The 20,682-nt window shown below is 44.6% G+C and carries 12 protein-coding genes; all 12 read left to right on the plus strand.

What is annotated here, in order from left to right; translation table 11 throughout:
* Window positions 1-56: 56 nt before the first annotated feature.
* The 12 genes from MJA45_RS03920 (at window position 57) to MJA45_RS03975 (ending at window position 20,418) form a co-directional block, all read left to right on the plus strand.
* Window positions 57-1,217 (plus strand): hypothetical protein, encoded by a 1,161-nt coding sequence (locus MJA45_RS03920; protein ID WP_315605985.1) that lies wholly within the window; start codon window positions 57-59, stop codon window positions 1,215-1,217.
* A complete protein-coding gene (locus MJA45_RS03925; RefSeq protein WP_315605986.1) occupies window positions 1,198-1,635 on the plus strand; it encodes a hypothetical protein in 438 nt (145 codons plus the stop codon). Before MJA45_RS03920 ends, MJA45_RS03925 begins: the two co-directional genes overlap by 20 nt.
* Entirely contained in the window at window positions 1,628-3,412 is a 1,785-nt protein-coding gene (locus MJA45_RS03930) for an AAA family ATPase (protein ID WP_315605987.1), read from the plus strand. Before MJA45_RS03925 ends, MJA45_RS03930 begins: the two co-directional genes overlap by 8 nt.
* 119 nt (window positions 3,413-3,531) lie before the next feature.
* Window positions 3,532-3,666, plus strand: coding sequence for a hypothetical protein (locus tag MJA45_RS03935; RefSeq protein ID WP_315605988.1), 135 nt, complete (start codon window positions 3,532-3,534; stop codon window positions 3,664-3,666).
* Window positions 3,667-3,826: 160 nt separating this feature from the next.
* On the plus strand, window positions 3,827-4,768 hold the full coding sequence (locus MJA45_RS03940; RefSeq protein WP_315605989.1) for a hypothetical protein: 942 nt from the start codon (window positions 3,827-3,829) through the stop codon (window positions 4,766-4,768).
* Window positions 4,769-4,852: 84 nt separating this feature from the next.
* The gene (locus MJA45_RS03945; protein WP_315605990.1) at window positions 4,853-5,917 is read left to right on the plus strand and encodes a hypothetical protein; all 1,065 of its coding nucleotides are present in this window, start codon (window positions 4,853-4,855) and stop codon (window positions 5,915-5,917) included.
* A gap of 575 nt (window positions 5,918-6,492) precedes the next feature.
* Window positions 6,493-9,096 carry an AAA family ATPase gene (locus tag MJA45_RS03950; RefSeq protein ID WP_315605991.1) on the plus strand — a complete coding sequence of 868 codons (2,604 nt, stop codon included), beginning with the start codon at window positions 6,493-6,495 and terminating at the stop codon, window positions 9,094-9,096.
* Window positions 9,093-10,340, plus strand: coding sequence for an McrC family protein (locus MJA45_RS03955; RefSeq protein ID WP_315605992.1), 1,248 nt, complete (start codon window positions 9,093-9,095; stop codon window positions 10,338-10,340). The genes MJA45_RS03950 and MJA45_RS03955 overlap by 4 nt, the downstream gene beginning before the upstream one ends.
* A gap of 41 nt (window positions 10,341-10,381) precedes the next feature.
* Complete coding sequence (locus MJA45_RS03960; RefSeq protein ID WP_315605993.1) at window positions 10,382-10,696, plus strand: hypothetical protein; 315 nt, start codon at window positions 10,382-10,384, stop codon at window positions 10,694-10,696.
* Between the two features lie 45 nt (window positions 10,697-10,741).
* A complete protein-coding gene (locus MJA45_RS03965) occupies window positions 10,742-12,997 on the plus strand; it encodes an McrB family protein (protein WP_315605994.1) in 2,256 nt (751 codons plus the stop codon).
* A gap of 139 nt (window positions 12,998-13,136) precedes the next feature.
* Window positions 13,137-14,459 (plus strand): DUF2357 domain-containing protein, encoded by a 1,323-nt coding sequence (locus MJA45_RS03970; RefSeq protein WP_315605995.1) that lies wholly within the window; start codon window positions 13,137-13,139, stop codon window positions 14,457-14,459.
* A 511-nt stretch (window positions 14,460-14,970) separates the two neighbouring features.
* Window positions 14,971-20,418 (plus strand): carbohydrate binding domain-containing protein, encoded by a 5,448-nt coding sequence (locus MJA45_RS03975; protein WP_315605996.1) that lies wholly within the window; start codon window positions 14,971-14,973, stop codon window positions 20,416-20,418.
* Window positions 20,419-20,682: the final 264 nt, after the last annotated feature.

Consider the following 20,682-nt stretch of genomic DNA (forward strand, 5'->3'; position numbering starts at 1 on the left):
GATAGGACATCCTATGTTCCAATTTGAATTGGGCTGAAAAGTGAGGTGTAAAAGATATGGAATACGAGCAAGATTCTAGCGGAATAAATAGTTTAAGCGGTTTTTCATTTCAAATCAAAGTGTTTGTATACTATATGCTTGAACTTAAGGAAGGCATGCAAATAGAATTTGAAACTATTGAAGATGTAAATGTGAAAAAAATTAAAGCTGATACTATTGATGACAATAGTGAAAGTTTTAGAAGCACCTTGTTGAGTAAAGACTTTAATCATGCTATTCAGGTTAAAAGAACAACTATTTCGAATGATGTTGCCATGAAAATCTTATTGAATTGGATATTACTTGAGTCTTCGAGTAATAATGTGACGAAATATGTCTTATTAACTGAAGACGTTTATAACAATAAAGACATTATTTTTGATAATAAAGTAGAAGATGTATTTAAAACTATTATAAAGTCAAATAAAAAAAAGAATGCCACGATATCAAAAGTGAAAGAGTTATTTAAAGACAAATATGAAGATTTTGAAAAGATATACAAAGCAATCAATGAAAAATACGAGTTTTTGTCGTTAAATGATATTGATAAGCAAATTGACGACAAATGTGCTATTCACTTTAGAAAAGTTGCAAATTCTATAGTTTATAATCAAAGACTCAAGGAATTGTTGCAACATATTACAGTTGAAATTATGGAAGCCGTAAACAAGAAAAGTTCATATTCTATTAAGTATTCTGACTTTGTTAAACTGATTGAGGATATTTCGTCTCGTCTAACTGAAAAAGTTACTGCTCCATTATACTCTAAATTTAAAAAAATCAATCAGATAGATCTTACGGATAGCAAAGTATCCGGATTAAGAGAATATAAACAACTTGTTGCATGTGAGTTGCCAGAGAATTTAATAAAACAACATTTAACATTTAAGAATTACTATGAAAATATACTAATGAAATATATGGAAACAAATAAATTGAGTAAAGTTGAAGATATTGAAGAAACTACATTTGAGAATTTTGAAAATGTAAAATTTAGACTACAAAAAGAAAGCCTTGATGAACCATATAACAGACTAGAAGAGACGAAAAAATTGCCGAATTCACATGCTGAAAATGAACAAATAAGATATGGCTGTGGCATATATCTTACAAGAGAAGATATAGTTGATAATCAAATCTCATGGGAGGACGAGCAGAATGCGAAGTCTAAAGTTTGAAACAGAAACTATTCAGATTAGCATATATTGCAACATAATTAAGCAAATCTTGAAAAGACACAATGAGTTAAGCATAAGCAAAATGCTTGTTTTTTCATATCTTACTAAAAATAACAATTTTCTATTGAATAATGTATATAATGCTAATTCTTCTCAGGATTTAATATATAAAGGTCTCTCTCTTCTAGCAGGGGATTATAAGGGTTTCTGTGAAAGTATCGAATATATCATTAAGGCTATTCATCTTTTGAAAATTAACGAAGAAATTCTTATAGAAAATAATATCATAAGAGCTATTTCAACAATAGATAATTCTAAATTAGTTTATCGTGAGAATGCCTTTTTAGAAAAAACTATTGAGGCCAGCAAGAGGATGACGGACAAACAATTTATAAAAGAGGTAATGTACAATGTTTGAAATAAGCGAATTAATGCTGTTTAGCATGGATGGCGAAATATATACCTACAAGTTTAAGTCGGGAATAAATTACTTCAAAGGAAAAAACAGTTCAGGTAAGACTGAGTTTTATAGTTTTATAGATTTTATGTTTGGATCATCTGAAGATATTAGGAAAAAACCTTGGTATGTGGACTCTCTCAAGAAAGCCACTATGGTATTTGAAATTGATAATATAAAGTATTGTATTTCGAGAACCAGAGAGCCAAATCAGAATTATTTGTATTACTTCGGAGAGAACGAGCCAGATGCTATAGATTTAAGAGAATATAAAGATAAATTGAACTCCATTTTTGCTCGAGACATTAATTTATTAAGAGACATTCGGAATTTTACTGATGAAGAATTAACTTATAGGACATTCACAATGTTTAATTTTCTTGGTGAAAAAAGACAAGGAGCAATACATGATTTTTTAGATAAATGTAGTGATGTAAGATATTCTGTCAAGTTAGCTCCGGTCCTAAACTTCATCTTTAACAATAACTTAGAAAAAATATATGAATTGCAGAATGAGCTAGAAGTCTTACTGGCTGAGCTTAGAGAGATAGAAATGAACGCTGCTAAATATGACTTTGTTATAAACCAAGTCAACAAAAACCTCCAAAAATTAGGGGGTAATATTTGGTATACCGGCAAGAATGCGGATGACATACGGAAATTCTTAATCACAATAAAAAGTATGCAGAATATAAATAAAAAAAAGAGTGAAAGAAATATCGCCGATTTGGAAGTCATGTATAACAATATTTCGGAACAAATAAAGATATATGAAAACAGTTTGTCCGATGCAAAGCAATTTGAAAAAGATAATGTAAACAGAAAACTACTATTAAGCAAACTAGAAACGTTAATAACCGAAAATGAAGGATTTAACTATTTAATAGATCCTCTAAAAAATCTACTGTGGCAAATTGATAATACAATTTCATTTAGCAATTATGTAATAAGTGATAACACTATAAAGGAATTGAGAAAACAGAGAGAAGAGCTAAGAAGTGCAATGAAGAGAAATGATTCTCGGTTTGAAATGTATACACTAGAAGAAAAGTCCAAATCAATTGCAATGATTGAAGATTATCTTACGACAGATGTACGTAATTTAGATGAGGAATTAAAAGAGAAAAGAAAACGAGTTAAGAAAATACGTGAAGAATTAAAGCTGCTACAAGCTTCCGATGATACTAAAAAAATAAAAGAAATTTCCGAATTGATAACAAATCTATATTACTCTGCTAAAGATATATCATCAGTAGTTGAAGATGATATGAATCAAGAAGGATTTAAAATTCAATATATTAAACGGGGCAACATTTTACAACCGATGGTAACTAAAGCTGTGGATGGCGAAACAAATATAAAAAAGGAAGTCAACTATTACATTGGTAGTATGGCAAGACATACTCTTATTCAGCTATGTGGGTATTTAGCTTTCCTAAATTTTTTGATAAGGGATAACAGATATCCATTGATACCCATACTCGTTATTGATCATATATCAAAACCATTTGATGAAAAAAATTGTAAAGCTATAGGAAGAGTGATTTCAGAAGCTTATGAAAGCATAGGAAAGGATAATCTTCAGATTTTTATGTTTGATAATAAGCAATTTGAAAGTTTATCAATAGAACCAAGCCATTTTGAAGATTTAGTAAATCAAAGCAAATCAGGGTTTAATCCATTTTTTGTATCATTTACAACTGAAAACGAAAGCGACGAAATAACCGATGATTTATAAAGCGTCGCAATAAAGCATCTCTTCACATTAGATGATTTTATAACATGTTCTTCTATTCCAAAAACCTCTATCAGATATTTACATACGTTAAAAATCAGGATGTGGAGAATACCGACAATGTGGCGGGTATGTTGCTCTATGCTAAAACGGAAGAAGCCATTACGCCAGATTGTGATTTTGAGATGAGTGGAAACAAAATTCGTGTGAAAATGCTCGATTTGATATTGATTTTAAAAACATTGCTGCACAACTGAATGGAATAGCAGAATCGTTTCTAACAACTTCTGCTACGGTGCAGATCCTACCCAATAGTCCTCCCCCATACATTAAGCGATCAATTATACCTTGGGCTAACGCTTCGGTTTTGAAAACAAGTTCTATTATCATTTTGTAATTAAGGAGGGGGAAAACTGCATGGCTCATCGCATTAACTTAAATATGGTCGAGAACGGATTAGATTTTATTTCAAAGTCCTTACAAACTATTGAAAGACCAGATGAAGATCTAAAATATTCACTAATCAATTTGCACGCAGGGATACAGCTGCTATTGAAAGAGATACTTTTCCAAGAGCACTGGTCGTTAATATTTCAAAGTATAGAGTCTGCCGATAAAGATAAGTTGAAATCCGGGGATTTTATAAGTGTAAATTATGATACTTTAATCAAGAGGCTACAGAAAATTAGTGGTATTAAATTCGATGAGAACCTTCTTGATATGATGGATTGGTTGCGAAAGGAAAGAAATAAAACAGAACATTATCACTTTGTAGTAACTGCTGATGTGCTTAAATCCAATATTGTAAAGCTTTTTGCATACCTCATTCCTTTTATTAAGTCAGAAATGATTGAAACAGAATTGATTGATTCTGATGACGAAAGATTTTCAGAAATACAAGAGTACCTAAATGAATTTGATGAATATGTTAAAGAGAGACTTCAGTTAATTCAGAAAAAATTAAAAAATGTTGATGTAATTTTACAATGTCCAATTTGTAATCAAGAGACGGTTGAATTTACAGATGAAACCGATGCTTTCTGTTACTTCTGTGATGGGAATATCAAGAATTTTACAGAACAGTATATTGATAGTTTTGTTGATAGATACAGTCATGTGATGGATGGTGGAGAAGACCCTCTGTTAGAGTGCCCTGAGTGTGATTTGGAAACTTTCTTATGTCTAGATGGGTATCAGTATGTGTGCTTGACCTGTGGGGTAAAACCGACCCAAGATAACTTAACAACCTGCAATGGACCAAGGTGCAACGAAAAGCTTATCTACAGAAGATACAGTGACGATGGTGGATATGAAGCTGATTTCTGTAACATTTGTATGGATTACTTTAAACATGCATAGTAGTAACTCAAAAGATGTATTCAGTGATTCATGCATGTGCCACAATGGAACGGAATTAGGAGGGGCTTATTTTAATAAGTAAGGGTGGATGTTCAAGTGCCATTGACAACTAGTGCTCAAAAGTTCAAAAGTAAGTTTTGCCAGTGGGCTCAATCGAATCTACCTGAGCACGGTACAAGAAAGTTCACTAATTCATTAGATAATGTATTAATGAGTCATCTTTTTGAAAGAGACAATGACGTGCAGATAATTATTAGAAATTTAGTGGATTCGAAAGAACTGAGTTTTAGCTATAAAGGTGAAGAACTATTAACTGCTCCTGATAGTAGAATGGAGAATTTATACATAGGTATTATAATGCCTTCATGGGAAAGGGGATTACGACATATTTGTAGAGATGAACATGTATACGATGTAGTATCCTGGTTTTTCCATTATGCTTCGCAATATGTAGCTAGGAGTCGGATGATAGATGTAATTGCGTCAATTAATCTTGTTTATGGACGAACATGTGATTTTAGAGGGCACAAAATGATTAGGTTCCTAAAAGAAAAAAGTAACTGTAAGAACAGCCTTGAATTAGCATTAAAATCTGAGGCTGTTCCAATCTATAAGGAACGACTAAGTTCGAACGAGAGACAATTATTTTACTTAATTGAGCAATCAAACTCATTAGACCCATTTGTTCATAGAATCCATTTTAATTTTCTAAATTCTTGTAAGTTACTAAACAGTGGATTTTATGAAGAAGCTATAACTTCTTTAGATAAAACAGTAGACGTAATACAGCAATATGCTAGGGAACGTATGAATATTAATGGTTCTGATAATCAAAGGGATTTAACTCTTACTGCTTTTGAAATGTCGGGAGAGGAAAAACACCAGTTAGCTAGATTATACGACATAAGAAATTTTTTCGGTGGGCACCCGAGTATGAGTAAATGGTGGGACTTCTCAGAGATCTTTGATGAAGATATTGATCAATTTTTTGTTGCGGTTAAAAAGGTGATTAATAGATTAATGGTACATGAGAATTCTCATAGAGTGGTGGAAAAGAGTCCAGTTCTTTGGTCAACATGGTTTTTAGATAATGCGATGATTCTTTGGGATGCTGTTTGGTTTGAAAGAATACAGAAAAATATAAGGTGATTTTAAGGGATTGTTTTAAAGCAAAAATAATCATATTGTTCATTTGCACGTAATCACTTGGTTTTAGGATTAGTAATTTAAGGTAAACACCACTACATCAATGTGTCTGCGACTGCTACTCAAGCCATGTGGAGTCGGTGGTGTTGTTGGTACGTAAGTAACTGTGGAAAACAAAAATAGTCTGCCGCTGAGCCGACAGAAATCAGGAATTTTCCCTGATTATCGCTCGGTTTTTTCTTTCTCAAGCTATCTTCCAGACAGAGAAACCCCTCATCCCCTGCGGCCATTTATCCTCAACTGTCGCATTCCGACGAAGGCTAATCCAAGTCATTGCCAATCGGAATCCCTTCCCACGCCGACTTTAACTTCTCACCTGCGCCGCCGCGCAGGTTTTTTTATGAACAGACATTCCATGACATACATCTAATCAATTAGCTTGCTATAATGGAATTATATTACTTCTAGTGGTGTTGATATACAAGCGGATACAGGGACATGTCCATGAGATATTACAGATGTTGTTGTGGGGCTGGCAAAAATAGATTTAACAATGTTAGTCGCGGAGGCTGGATCGATTGAAGGAGCAGATTCTTAATCGAGCTCGTTTAGGTATTGTGAATCGACAATACATCATGGGGACAGAGACTCGGTACTATATTCTGACTATCAAGATAGATAGCCATCATTACTATGTGATAGTGCTAGATAGCGGTGCGGAGATTGCTCAGACTGAGGTTCAAGGCAAACTAGAGGCTGCAAAGAAACAAGGTGTTCGTCTTTTATTTCAGGAGAATCCGACGGTAAGTACCACAAGTGTGACCTTGGTTCATTACAAAGATGATAGGCCAAATGGCCGTCCGTGGCAAAAGGACAGTGAACTGGTATTGAAGCAGTTAATGGCCCTGGAGAGTAGTCAATCGACTGGACAATTCAACCAAGCCTTCATGGACGAATCGTTGGCTTGTTTCCACCAGTTCCGGCTGCAGAACGAACAGAAATATCTTGTGCAAGAGAGAAACCCAAAAACAACGTTCATTTCTGCTATTGGACCGATTCTTCGGGGAATAAAGCAAGATGCGACTAAGGCCATTAACCAACTGGTAGGAATCATCTCTGGGGAAGATAAGGAGCACAACATCCGTCCATTTCTTCAGAAAATTCTCGGGGGTTATATTTGGCTGGATGACTTCCTCGTCTTCTTGCGCTATGCAAGCTCTGAGAAGGTATCAGACTTCCTTCTGCAATTATTCGAACATGGCATAACCAAGGATGTTAGGCTGCTACTGGAGGATCAATATACCCTGTTGTTTCAGGCTGGTAAGTTCGCCGCATCGAAGAAGAAGGTGGAGACACCGAATCAGCTCCTGGCCCTTTTGTTAGCGGCCTATAGTCCAGAGGACTACGTTCTTTATAAACCCAATGATTACGGAGTCTATGTCGACCGACTGGGGCTTACAGCACCTAACAACGTGGTAGAGAGATATACCTTATATAATGAAGTTACCCACATGATCCTTGCCCGGGCAAAAAAGCTTGGGTATAACGTGCAAGACCTAATCGATGCTTATCATGTGGTATATTTACTCGAACGTTATGAAGAGGATAGGGGAGGTCATCAAGTAGTTATGAAAACTAAGCAACCGGTAAATAAGATCTTATATGGCCCTCCGGGCACCGGAAAAACTTATCATGTCATCTATGAGGCCCTGACAATATTAGATCCCGATCTCGATAATAATCTTATTACCGATCCTAGCCGTAGGGATGAGGCGGTTAATCTTTTTAACCAGTATGTTGAAAGTAATCAGGTCACCTTCTGCACGTTTCACCAATCCTTTAGTTATGAGGAATTCGTCGAAGGCATTCGCTTCAACAAAGAGAAGAACCGTTATGATGTTCAAGACGGTGTCTTCAAGAGGCTATGTAATGCCGCGCGTGCAGCTACGTCTGATCGGAAGCAGACTTATAACTTTGACCCAGAAAATACCCGTGTTTTCAAGATGTCACTTGGCAATACAGCAACGGATGACGACGAGGTATACGACTATTGTATTTCGAACAATGTGATTGCCCTTGGTTGGGGGGAGCATGTAGATTTCACGAGTTGTGGGAATAAGCAGGAAATTCGGCGATTGTATGAAGCTGAGCTGCCAAACGAAAATCCGTATGGGGTGGAGTTTGTAGAGAGGTTCAAACATTGGATGAGGCCAGGAGATATTGTAGTAGTTTCTTATGGCAATAAGAAAGCTAGGGCGATTGGCAAAATAACAGGGGATTACTCTTATGTGGCCGATTCCCCCATTGCCTACCATCAGTTCCGCGAAGTGCAATGGCTATTCGAAGATAACGAAGTGCTGCTTCCTGTTCAAAGTATCCTACGAGATAAGGTCTTCTCCCAACAAACAGTCTACATGTTCAACTCTCAAGACTTGAATATGGAAAGTATTCAAAACATAATCTCTGGGGATCAAGCACACCAGGGGAAAAACCAAAATTATGTCCTCATTATTGATGAGATTAACCGAGGTAACGTTTCTAAAATTTTTGGTGAGCTTATTACTCTAATTGAAGCAGACAAACGCATGGGACAGAATAACGAGCTCTCGATCACGCTGCCATATTCTGAGGAGCGTCTTCGGGTACCATCAAACGTTCACCTACTGGGAACGATGAATACCGCTGACCGGTCCATCGCCTTAATCGATACAGCTCTCCGGAGAAGATTTGAATTTGTTGAGATGCTACCTGATTATGCAGTGCTTCCAACCGATGTCGAGGGGATTAACATTAGGCTGCTGCTCCGGACCATTAACGACAGAATTGAGTACCTGTATGATCGAGACCATGTTATTGGACATTCTTATTTAATTATGGATAACCCTAGTATCCTGAAGTACATCTATGTAATTCAAAACAAGGTGATTCCTTTGCTTCAGGAATACTTCTATGAAGATTGGGAACAAATCGAATTGATTTTAGGAGGAGCGGGGAAAGTTGGAGACAGCACTTACTTCTTAAATAGAGAGGAACTACTGGCTCCGCGCATCTTTAAAGGTAGAATAGGAGCGCTCGAACCTAATAAAAGCCGATACCTGGTCCACTACAATCCGACAAAGGCAGCTTTAAAGCGAATTTATGAGACAGCGACAGATTCGAACGGACAGGATGACCTAGAATGAAGCATCTTGTAGCCATAGAATGCAGCGGCTCACTTCCGATATCCACGCATTCTCAGGAGGGGGTTACCCCCGAAGAGGCGGATGAGCTGGCCGCTTACGTCCGTCAGCAAGGGCTGGACGAGGAAGGGATAGTCTTTACTCGGCATGAAGTTCGTTTTATGAACTATGTAGGTTTTATCCAGTTAAGCTCTTGTTCCGTCGAGGTGCTGCCGAAGGTTACAGGAAATGACCCTGCGCATTCCAGACGAGTGCTTCTGCGCATGCTACAGCGGTCCGGGTTTCTAGATTTTCATGAAAGTCAGGTCAGTCAGCTGAAATTAGAACGAATGAACCTGATGGAAATAATAGGTTATCTTTTTACTTACCAACTCACACGCGAAATGCGAAAGGGCATCTACCGCACGTATCAAAGTGAACAAGGCGAGCTCCATCTCGTACGTGGGAAAATTGATATGAATCGTCAGCTTCGTCGTGAGGCCATGATGCAGGGCGGGGTTAGCTGTTTGTATGATGAGTTTCAAATAAACCATCCGCTAAATCAAGTGTTTATGGCTGCCCTTCTGCTGGTAATATCTCGTTGCAAGTACACAGAGACTCGAAAAGCGGCGGCAAGTTGTTTGGCCTTACTAGATGGGGTTACCTCAGTCACTACTAACCAAGCTCTTATGGGCCGGGTACATTTTGACAGAACAAACCGGCGATTTCAACCCTGTTTTACATTAGCTAAGCTTTTAATCAGTCAATCAGCACCAGTACCAACACCAGGTTCTAGCAGGAGCAGTTCCATTCTGTTTAAGATGAATGATTTATTCGAAGCCTATGTTTCCTATCTAGCACGAAAGGTTTGTAACCGAGTAACCGTCAAGGACCGAACTCACAAGCTGTTGGTACAGGCTGGTTCGAACCGAGGGGTCTTCCAGCTTGAGCCGGATTTGCTTTTAGAGAATCTTTCCGGCCAAACGGTGATCGTGGACACCAAGTGGAAGCTCCTCCATTCTTCCAGAGCGAGACATGGGGTACAAAGGCAGGATTTTTATCAAATGTACGCCTATCTGACGAGGTATAAGGATGTAGGAAGCGTTATTCTGTTGTATCCACATCATGAAGGAGTTCATGCAAGTGGAGAATGTTTAGAATCGTGGCACCTGGAGGGTAACCCCAACAAGTGGCTTAAGGTCTATACCATAGATTACGAGAATGAATATAAGGCTGGGAGGGACTTACAACAGCTCATAAATGCATAACACAAAAACTTTCCAGTGAAATCCTGCAAACGAGGTGCTTCATGAAGCTAGGACTGTACGAGCAACTCATTCATAAACTCACAAGGGATCAGCTTTCTTCTTTGGATCCTTCGTTGTTTCATGTTGGCAAAGAATCGCTAGATCCGGAAGAGGCACGGAAGCAACTGCTGCAGGAGGGAATGTTGGAAGCGGCGCGTAATGGCCGCATGCTGGGCCGTCCGCCGGGTAGACACTTCGCGGTCATTCGCCAGCAAATTGCATCCTATCTATTCCAGGCGCCCCGCTACCGAAGGGCCGCCGCGGCAAAGTCAAGGTGCAGCTTGACCATGTGCATGTGGACCGCGTGGAGCGGGTAATGCGGATTGATGTAGAAAGCTAACTATGACTAAGACGGAGGATCTATGAACATCCAACAAATAGAAGAAGCCCTCTCAATTTCTGATACAGCGTTACGTTGTCAGCGGGTACTCGATGAAGTACAACCGGTACTTAGACAATTGATGGATGACTTTAAAAATAAACATGAGGCGGAAGTACCTAAACTTTTGGACTATAGCGTCAATACCTACGAGGTAACGCTTAGAACAACCATGCACGATGCGCGAAATCCAAATTATGCGGAACAAAAGCGGAATTCGGATATCGGTAAAAAAGCGTGGATTGAATTAGCGGACAAAAGCTATTCCTTCCAAACAGAGTTTTGGGTACTTAATCTTGGCTTTTACGGTCCTGAAAGAAAGTGTAAGATTGTACTCCCAACCAATTTTTATCCGTTATGGGAAGCCATCCGGACTAAAGGAAATGAGAAGGAATTTGCTAAAGTAATCGAATCTCTACCTGAAGAAATAGAAATCCAAACTTCGGATAAGGACATCTTTTTGAATAAAGATGAACTCATCCCATTCCTTCAAAAGTGCGTGTCCGAGAAGAAAAAACCATGGTTCTATTTTGGTACGTTTATTGATTTTGATAATCTCGTATCCTCGGAGCAGATTCTGGATTTGATGTGGACGACGTGGAACCGGATGAAACCGATAAAAGACTATTTAGAGCAAGAGACGTCAAGACACGCGCTCTCCTTGAGAATGCTGCATGCGTTGCATGAGCATCAAGATCCAGTATCGCTAAAGCTCTACGGCCGAACCTATGAAATTAAATTCGAAGAGGTTTTCAAAAACAAGTCTTATCAGCGGCGCCAGAACTTCGGAATTTATGACAAAGGACAGCTGGTCACGGACGGAGCTTTGGCGGGCTACCGAAGAGAACCGAATGAAGCAGTGGGGATCTTCGTTAATGGTGCCGGTTTTATTTTTTCAAATCTGCGCAACCTGCATGGAGATGGCTGTGTAAAATGGAAAATTACGAAGAGTTTTAGACATCACAAAAAAGAAAGTGAAGATGTCAATAAGGCCACGCAGCAAAGGGCGATGGAGGCACTTGAGGTCCATGGCTTTAACCTGGAAGGAAATACGTTTACCGTAGGAACATGGGATAATGTAAATTTGCAATTTGTGGAGCCCAGCGGAGAAATAAAACGGAGATTTATTGCAGCAGCTGTCCTTTTCGCTGAAAGCACCGGAATGATTAACCTACCAAAAGATGCTCAGATTTCTGAAAGCAATGTAATGATTACTGATGAAACTGAGGCAGAACTGGAAGGGGAGTTATTCGAGCATGACTTTGATCTGTCCAGCATCATCAGCAACATTCAGGGAAGCGGACTTACGTATAGCCAAGCGATCATACGTGATTTCCATCTGAATTTAGTATGCTTGGAAGATAAGCACTTTGTCATTTTGAATGGAATCTCAGGTACAGGAAAAACAAAGCTATGTCTGCTGTACGCAAATGCAGTATACGGAAAACCACTTGACGCGGTAAATCCATATTTAAAAGTGATCCCGGTCAGGCCTGACTGGACGGATTCCACATCCTTGTTTGGCTATTACAGTGCCTTGGAAAAGAGATATGTACGCACCCCCTTCCTAAATGCAGTTCTTCAGGCCATCCAAGAGGGGAAGCCGATGTTTATTGTTCTGGATGAAATGAATCTGGCTCGAGTTGAATACTATTTGAGCGATTATTTAAGTGCAATTGAATCAAGACAGTCCGTACGGTTGCATACCGAAGACCATATAACGGATGTTCCAAAGGAGCTGCACATCCCTAATAACTTATACGTTATTGGGACAATTAACGTGGATGAAACGACTCACAGTATCTCGGATAAAGTATTGGACCGAGCTTTTGTCATGACGTTATCGGATGTCGACCTGGATCAATTTTGGGAATTGGTAGGTACAAAATATAGGACAGTTCTGCAAAGTGAATGGGTATTAATGAAGCAGCTTCATGAAAAGCTAAGCCACTTTGATCTCCATTTCGGATATCGCACGATGAATGAAATCATTCGTAAGTTGTACGCCAATTTTCAGTTGCCCGAGGAAATCCGTTTGAATAAAGCAGAAGCCGTCGATCGTGTAATCGCAGAGAAGGTATTGCCGAAGATAAGGGGAGACGAACGGGTTGAGCCCCTACTTGAGCAATTGGTGGAGTGGACAAATTCCTCTTTTGGTGACCATTCCGTTTCGCTAGCGCATTTGAAACGCATGAAGGGGGAACTGGATCGTTATGGTGCCACCCAGTTCTGGAGATAGTGGTCTTCATTTTAAATGTCCGGACACGGGATCCTGGATTTCTATTGAGCTCATGCGGTTCGAAGAGGCGAAAACATATCACTGGAGATCATCCTTTCGATCTCCATTTGGTTTTCTCTTCAATAACATCCCCCTTCCGATGATCCAGACGAAGGAGGGGTGGGAAGGCGAAGTGATGATGCCTTTCCAGTCGGGCATGATTACATTTACGATTGAGCAGACTGAACGGAAAAATGTCAAGTCCTATTTGTATCCGGATAGGCGAAAATTGACGGAATCCGAGTATCAAAGGATGATTACAGACATCCTTACGGAGGCAGCCGCTTGTTTTCAATTCCAAGGGGCTAAGCTGGCATTCGATAGTAGTGGCTTTGAAAGAAGAATCTCGATTGCACAATGGGATTATATCGAGCGATCCTTTTATCGGTTGTGCCAGCTATTTCGGGATATTCAAGGAGCGCCTTTACGCAGGCTTAATACAGAGAATCAGTGGATGCGAAGGGAAAATGTCAAACATGTCACCCCCTCGCTCCTAGCTTGGTCGGAACGTCATCCTAGCAGTGGAATGACTCCTGAAACCCCGGTTTCAACCATGCTATGGACTGAGGTTAGAGAGGATTCGTTTGACGTTTATGAAAACCGGGTCATTCTCCGCCAAATGCGGGAGCTGCAATATCTTTTGAAACAGTATCAATCGATATCCGTCGATACGATTCGGTTGAAGGCCATAAAATATAATGACCAAGTAAGTTATTGGCTTCGCTCATTGTTTTTTCAAAAAGTTAAGCTACACCAAGGTCCAATCGTCATCTCTCAGGTATTTCGGAAGCATCCTATTTATCGCAGTTGGTTTTCCTGGTTTAAGCAGCTTTATCAGTTTGATCGGTACACAGTCGGTATGAAAAACTCGATCCCCCTAAAAGATACCTATCATTTATACGAGATTTGGGTTTTTATGCAAATGGTCAGGATGCTTCGAGTAAACGATCTGCTCTTGGATGCGAAGAAGATGTTTTCGTTAGAGCAGGATGGTCTGGTTCTGAGCTTATCGGAGAAGAAAGAAAACCGCGTTCGATTGGTTGGTGGCGCTACCTTGGCCTACCAACGGTGGTTTACCCGTTCCACTCAAGAATTTATGACCTATACCCATGGGATGAAACCGGACATCGTACTGGAGAAGGAGGGCAAGCTTTATGTGTTCGATCCGAAGTATCGACTTGACCATAACCTCCCGCTTGCTCTTGGGGAGATGCATAAATATCGGGATGGCATTGTGCGGAGGTCGGACAGCACTAGGGCAGTTGAAGAGGTCTACATTATTACACCAGCAGCAGGAGTAGATAATACGCATTTTTTTGAAGATGAATACCGGAAGAAATATCGGATGGGGGCTTATTGTTTGAAGTCGGGGGAAATAAATCAAGAGTTGAGTCAACTATTGCTTGGTAAATTACAAGGTTAAAATGCTACGAGATGGCTCTCAAAGGGTACGATCCATCAACAGGATCAGATTATCATTTTCAATAAGATGTTATGGAAAAAAACTAAATATTATCGGCAATAGGTAACGGCAGCTAGAAAATAACGAAGGGCAGTGCGGAGACGGACCATCGTGGGTCTGTGTCTGCACTGCCCTTTTTGGTTTACCGGATTTCCGAAAGGGGGACGAAAGTCCCTCCTTTCGATTGATCCTATCAGACTGTGTCGAAATAAGGAGGAATTTATTACTTTAGAAACATGTACCATTCCTGTACTAACATTTAGGGCTGTGCTACCATATGAATAGAAGCTTTCAGCTCAAGCTGAAAGTGACATAACACAGGTTTTTTACGAATACCAGAAGCCGTTTGGAAGAGGAGGGGCAGATCGGAAACGGAATAAACATTAATCTAGTAAGCTTACCGTTTCGAAAGCGCAAAACCGCTAGTTGACGATCGCAAGTAGAATGGATCCACTTCGAAGGAGGCGGCATTTTGTACGACGCATTTCGCAGTAAAGTTGGACTTGTTCTGTTATGTGTCCTTATGGTGTTCATGTCCCTAGGCCTTAGCGGCTTTGTATCCGCGGAAGCGGCAGGGCAGCCGGACCAGGAAGGCTTGGAAAACCCGGGTTTCGAGTTAAGCTCCGCGGGCGGGGCTGTACCGGGTTGGTCTCTATTGCTCGGGGCCGGCAAGAACGGAAGCTTTGCCACAAGCTCGGAGCAATTCCACAGCGGCAATTCGAGCCTGAAGCTCGTCGATAACGATAGCGTCAGCTTCGCGATCGAGAGCCGCAAGGTCCCGGTTACGGCCGGTCAGACCTACAAGGCCGATACGTATTGGTACCTGCAGTCGGGTGCCGCCCAGCTGCAGCTGAGATTTTACGATCCGACCGGCGTGCTGATCAGTGGAAGCATCGCCGTCGATAACCCGAACTTTACGACGGGACCGACGAATCAATGGATCCCCTTAAGCGTTCAGGCGGCCGTTCCGGAGCAGGGGGCCTATTTGACCGTCGTGCTCGTTACCGGCAAGACCTCGAAGGGGACGATGTATGTGGACGACGTCGCGTTGTCCCGCAGCCTGCCGATCGAGAATAACGGCTTTGAGGCGGCCGCGGACGGCTCCACTGTTGTTCCAAGCTGGACCCAAACCTTCGGCGTTGGGAAGATTGGAAGCGTTTCCCTGGATACGACGACGGTCAAGAGCGGTGCGGCCAGCCTTCGCCTTAATGATCAGGACGCGGTGAATTTCGGTGTCGAAAGCGCTAAGACCCCGGTTGTCGCAGGCCGCGAGCAAACCGTCACGTCCGCCGTCTATATCGGAAGCGGGCCAGTGCAGCTGCAGCTCCGTTACTATGATCCGACGGGCAAGCTGACCGGGACGATTGCCGTGAACGACCCGAACTACACGTCGCAGCCCGTTGGAGTCTGGCAGACGATAAGCGTCAAGGCGGTCGCCCCGCAAGCCGCGACCCAGGCGTCCGTCGTGCTGGTCAGCGGCAAAACGACCAAGGGCGTATCCTACTGGGACGACGTCGTCCTGATGGAGCGCCTGCCGGATTATGTCAGTCAAACGGACCCCGGACCGGGAACGGTGTATCCCACTTTGCAGAACGCCGGGTTCGAGCAGCCACTGAACGGAAGCGGCATTCCGAATTGGTCGCGGGCGTTCGGCACGCAGCCGACTACGCTCAGCGCGGACCGCTATTTGGAAGGCTCCCGCAGCCTGGTGCTCGCAGATAGCTCGGATGCCGATCCGCTCGGCGTGATCAGCGATTTTATCGCGGTAACGCCGGGCAAGCTCTACACGGCCGGCTCCATGTTGTCCGGCGATGGAGCGGGCAACGCGGAAATGTACCTGCGTTTCTATGACGCGAACGATACGCTTCTGAGCAATGTGAATACGGTAGCGGCGAATCCGCCGGCGGGCTGGCAGGCGCTTACGCTAAAGCAGGCTGCTCCCGCGGGAGCCGTGAAGGCCGCCGTTGTGCTGTATTCGAGCAAAACGAATATAGGAACGTATTATTTCGATCGTTTAACCTGGTCGGAGGAGCTGCCTCCGCCGCCCGCTCAGCTGTATCTCGTGAACGGCAGCTTCGAGCAGCCGCTTCAAGGGAGTGCGATTCCCGGCTGGACCGTGAAGTCCGGACTGGCCTCGCTTACTGCTTCGACGGCGACGGACGGCAGCAGCAGCCTCTTCGTGCAGAATGTGAAAACGACCGGCAGCGGCATCAACATGGACAGCGGGCTGATCGACGTGGAAGAGAACGCTGACTACCGGCTTTCGACCCAGGTCAACCTGGAGGCCGGAGGGCTTGAGGGGCTGTACGTTTATGTCTATGACGCCCAAGGCAATCTCGTCAAAAGCCCCGACGGGAAGGATTTCCAAACCTACCTGAGCGCGCTTCCGGGAACGGCGATTCCGGCGGGCGAATGGACGTATGTCGAGAAGCGGTTCACCGTTCCGGCAGGCGGGAAGAAGCTGAAGGTGTCGCTTATCTCCGGGAATAGGAAGGACTACCGTCTATACCTGGACGATGTCAGCGTGCTGAAGGTGCTCGCCAACGGAGACATGGAGAAGCCTGCGGCGGACGGCGTCATTCCGGGCTGGAAGAAGTTTGCGGCCTCCGACGCGTCAAGCTTCGGTCTCACGAACGAGCTGTCTGCAGGCGGCACCGCAAGCCTTAAATTGACCAACACTCCGGGGCAGTACTTGAACGTAGTGAGCGATCGGATCCCTGTCGAGCCGGGCGCCACCTACACAGCTCTGTCCAAAACGTACATTCAAGCCGGCTCCTCCGGCATGTATGTCCGCTTTTTCGATGCCTCCGGCGCTTATTTGGGCAAGCAGAACTGGAGCATTTTGTCGGAGCCGACGGACGCCTGGTTCGATCAATTCGTGAAATTTACCGTACCGGCTGAGGCGGCTTACGCTGCGGTGATGTATGCCGGTTCGAACAACAGGACGTATACCTACTATGCGGACGATGTCCGAATCCTGCGGGGAGATCACGAAGTGAAAGAGGTACCGGTACCTGATAATTCTATTCTGAAAGTAGGAGAAGATCTGGGCGTCCAGATCCGCAAAGCGACGCTGATGCGGGGGGCTTACGGCAAGGACGGTCAAGGCCGGGATGTGATGTACACGGTTGTAGCGGGTGCGCCTTCCGTCTTCACGATCATCGATATCTCGACGGGAACCGTTACCTCGAGCAAGCCGATGCCGGATACGTCGGGTGCCTGGTCGGTGACAACCGCCAGCGACGGCACGGTCTATCTGGGAGCGTACAACCTGGGGCTGCTGTATCGGTACATCCCGCAAACCGACGAGCTGATTAACCTGGGTCACCCGCTGCCGACCAAAGATTCCGTGCTGTATCCGATGGCCGCGGGCAAGGATGGCAAAATGTACGGCAGCACGTACCCGACCGCCAATCTGTATGAATACGATCCGGCCACGAACCGCTTCACGGATTACGGGACAATGTCCTTCAAGACGAGCGGCGAGCGCTGGACGCGCGTGGTCGTGTATGACGAAGAGACGAACAAAATTTACGCCGGCGTCGGCAACACACCGCGCTTGCTCGAGTACGACCTGACGACGGGCGCAAAGCGGGATCTTCTTCCTGCGGAGTATAGCGATATTATCGCGGTGTACGATTTGAACCTGGTCGGCGGCAGGCTGTTTGCGCGCAAGGAAGCGAACAACGCGAACGAAACGTTCGTCATCGACGTAAAAACCGGGGCTCAGGTGGAAGTGACCAACGGCGATACAGGGGAGAAGAGCTTCGTCTTCCCGAACCTCTCGCGCGGCATTTCGCCGAAGTCTCCGGTTGCGAACAAGTTTTATTTTGCAGGCGCGGGCGGTGAACTGTTCGAATATGACCTGGATACGAATGTGTACCGTTCGCTGCACGTAACCATTGAAGGAGCGGCGATCGGCTACGGCTTCGCCCAGCTGCAGGAGGACGGCTTCCCGGGCTACAGCCTGGTCGGTCTGTCCGGCAACGAAGGCAAGCTGTTCAAGTACAACCTGGAAACCGGCAAGGTGGAGCTAAAGGATGTTCAGGTGCCGGCCGAACCGGTGAACATTCATGACATCATGACGGGGCCGGACGGCAATATTTATACAACCGGCTATTTGCAAGGCAATGTGGGAGTTTACACGCCTTCAAGCGGCCAAAGTCAGTATTTAAGCGGGATTTCGCAAGGGGAAGGCATGACTTCCATCGGCGATAATCTGTATTTCGGGATATATCCGACGGCCAAGGTGTATGAGTACGATACGTCGAAGCCGTGGAACCGGACCAACTCCGACAAGCTCAATCCGAATCTGCTGTTTGCGTTGACCTACAATCCGGATATTCCGGGCTACACGGATCAGGACCGTCCGTTCGGCATGGCAGGCTCCGAGGACCTGCACAAGCTGTTCGTCGGAACGGTACCGAAAAACAGTCTGCTCGGCGGCGCCTTCGCTGTCTATGATCTGGAGAAGCGCGGGAAACCGGACGTTTACTGGAATATCGTGCCGGATCAAAGCATTTTATCGCTCGAGTACAAGGATGGGTTCGTATACGGCGGCACTTCGATTCACGGCGGGCAAGGCGGCACCCCGACGGCCACGAGCGCCGTTCTGTTCATTTGGGATGTGCTCAAGGGCGAGAAGGTGTTCGAAGTCGTGCCGGCGCCGGGCAAACAGTCCATTACCGCGCTTCACATCGGGCCGGACGGCAACATTTGGGGGTTGGCCAACGGAACGTTATTTATTTTCGACCCGGTGACCCGGCAAGTGATCTACAGCAAGGATGAATTCCCGGATGCGAACGGCCGATGGATCGACGGCTCGTTCGTAACGGGTACGGACGGCAACGTGTATGCGACGGTCGGCGGGCGCTTCTTCAAAATTGACGCCGTGACCAAGCAGATGACGGTACTCGCCACCCAGGCCCGCAAGGTCGCCGTGGACGATTACGGACGCTTCTACCTGTACAGCAACCCGGAAGGCTCTCACCTGTACCGGTATACGATTCCGGAGCTTGTGCTCAAGCTGACCGGCGCTGACCTGACGGCGGCGCAAACGGAGCTGAAGCCGGGCGAGGAGACGTCCCTCACGCTGACAGGTCTGCTCGAAAAGGGGCACACGACGAAGGATTTGGCGGGCGCGGCGATTCAGTATTCGGTCGGTAACCCGGCTATCGCTTCTGTAGAGGACGGTAAGGTGAAGGCCAAGAGCTATGGATCGACTACGGTTACCGCAACGGTGACGTTAGGGGGAGTCACCGTGCAATCCAACACGATAACCGTGAAGGTTCTGGACGTTACGGCGCCGGTTACGAGCGCGGATGCAAGTGCTGCGAAGCCTGCCGTGAACGGCTGGTATTCCTCCGAGGTTACCGTCACCCTGAACGGGGTTGATGAGGAATCGGGTGTGGCGTTCACTTCCTATGTGGTGGACGACGGAGCCGTGCAGACCAGCACCAGCATTAAGCTCGCGGCGGACGGGGTTCATACGATCCGTTACTGGAGTACGGATCGTGCCGGCAACGTTGAAGAGCCTCATACGATGACGGTGCGGCTGGACCAGACGGCGCCGGTCGTCAAGCTCTCTCCGAGCTTGGAAACTCTTGCGACGCCTAATCATAAGCTCATCCCGATCCATGTGGACGTCGATGCAAGCGATAGTCTGTCGGGGGCCGCTTCGATCGTGCTGACCTCCATCTCCAGCAATGAGCCGGACAACGGGCTCGGTGACGGGGATAAGGCGGGCGACATCCAAGAAGCGGATTTCGGTACGGCGGATTATGATTTTGCTCTGCGTGCGGAGCGATCCGGCCAAGGAAACGGACGCCTTTATACCATCACGTATACCGTGACGGATCAAGCCGGCAACGCGGCGGTTGCGGTCGCCACCGTTACGGTCCCTCATGATAACTCGAAATAAGTGACGCCAACGAACGGATGAAACGGCTGCAGCCGTAAGTAAAAAAAGCCGAACGGGACATCGATTCCCGTTTGGCTTTTTTGGCATGACAGAAAAAGTTGATTAAGCCCTTCCGCCGAGTGGTTCACAAAAATCCAAATTGAACAGCCCGATAAGCGAGAAAAGTGCAGATTTTGCACTTTTTTTTGTTAGGGGAGCTGTTATGGTGGAGGAGTGGATAGTAGGGCGGCTGCCCGTACCAAGCGCAAGCGCGGCGGCCGTCAC

Source organism: Paenibacillus aurantius (assembly GCF_032268605.1).
In the GTDB taxonomy this organism is placed as follows: domain Bacteria; phylum Bacillota; class Bacilli; order Paenibacillales; family NBRC-103111; genus Paenibacillus_AO; species Paenibacillus_AO aurantius.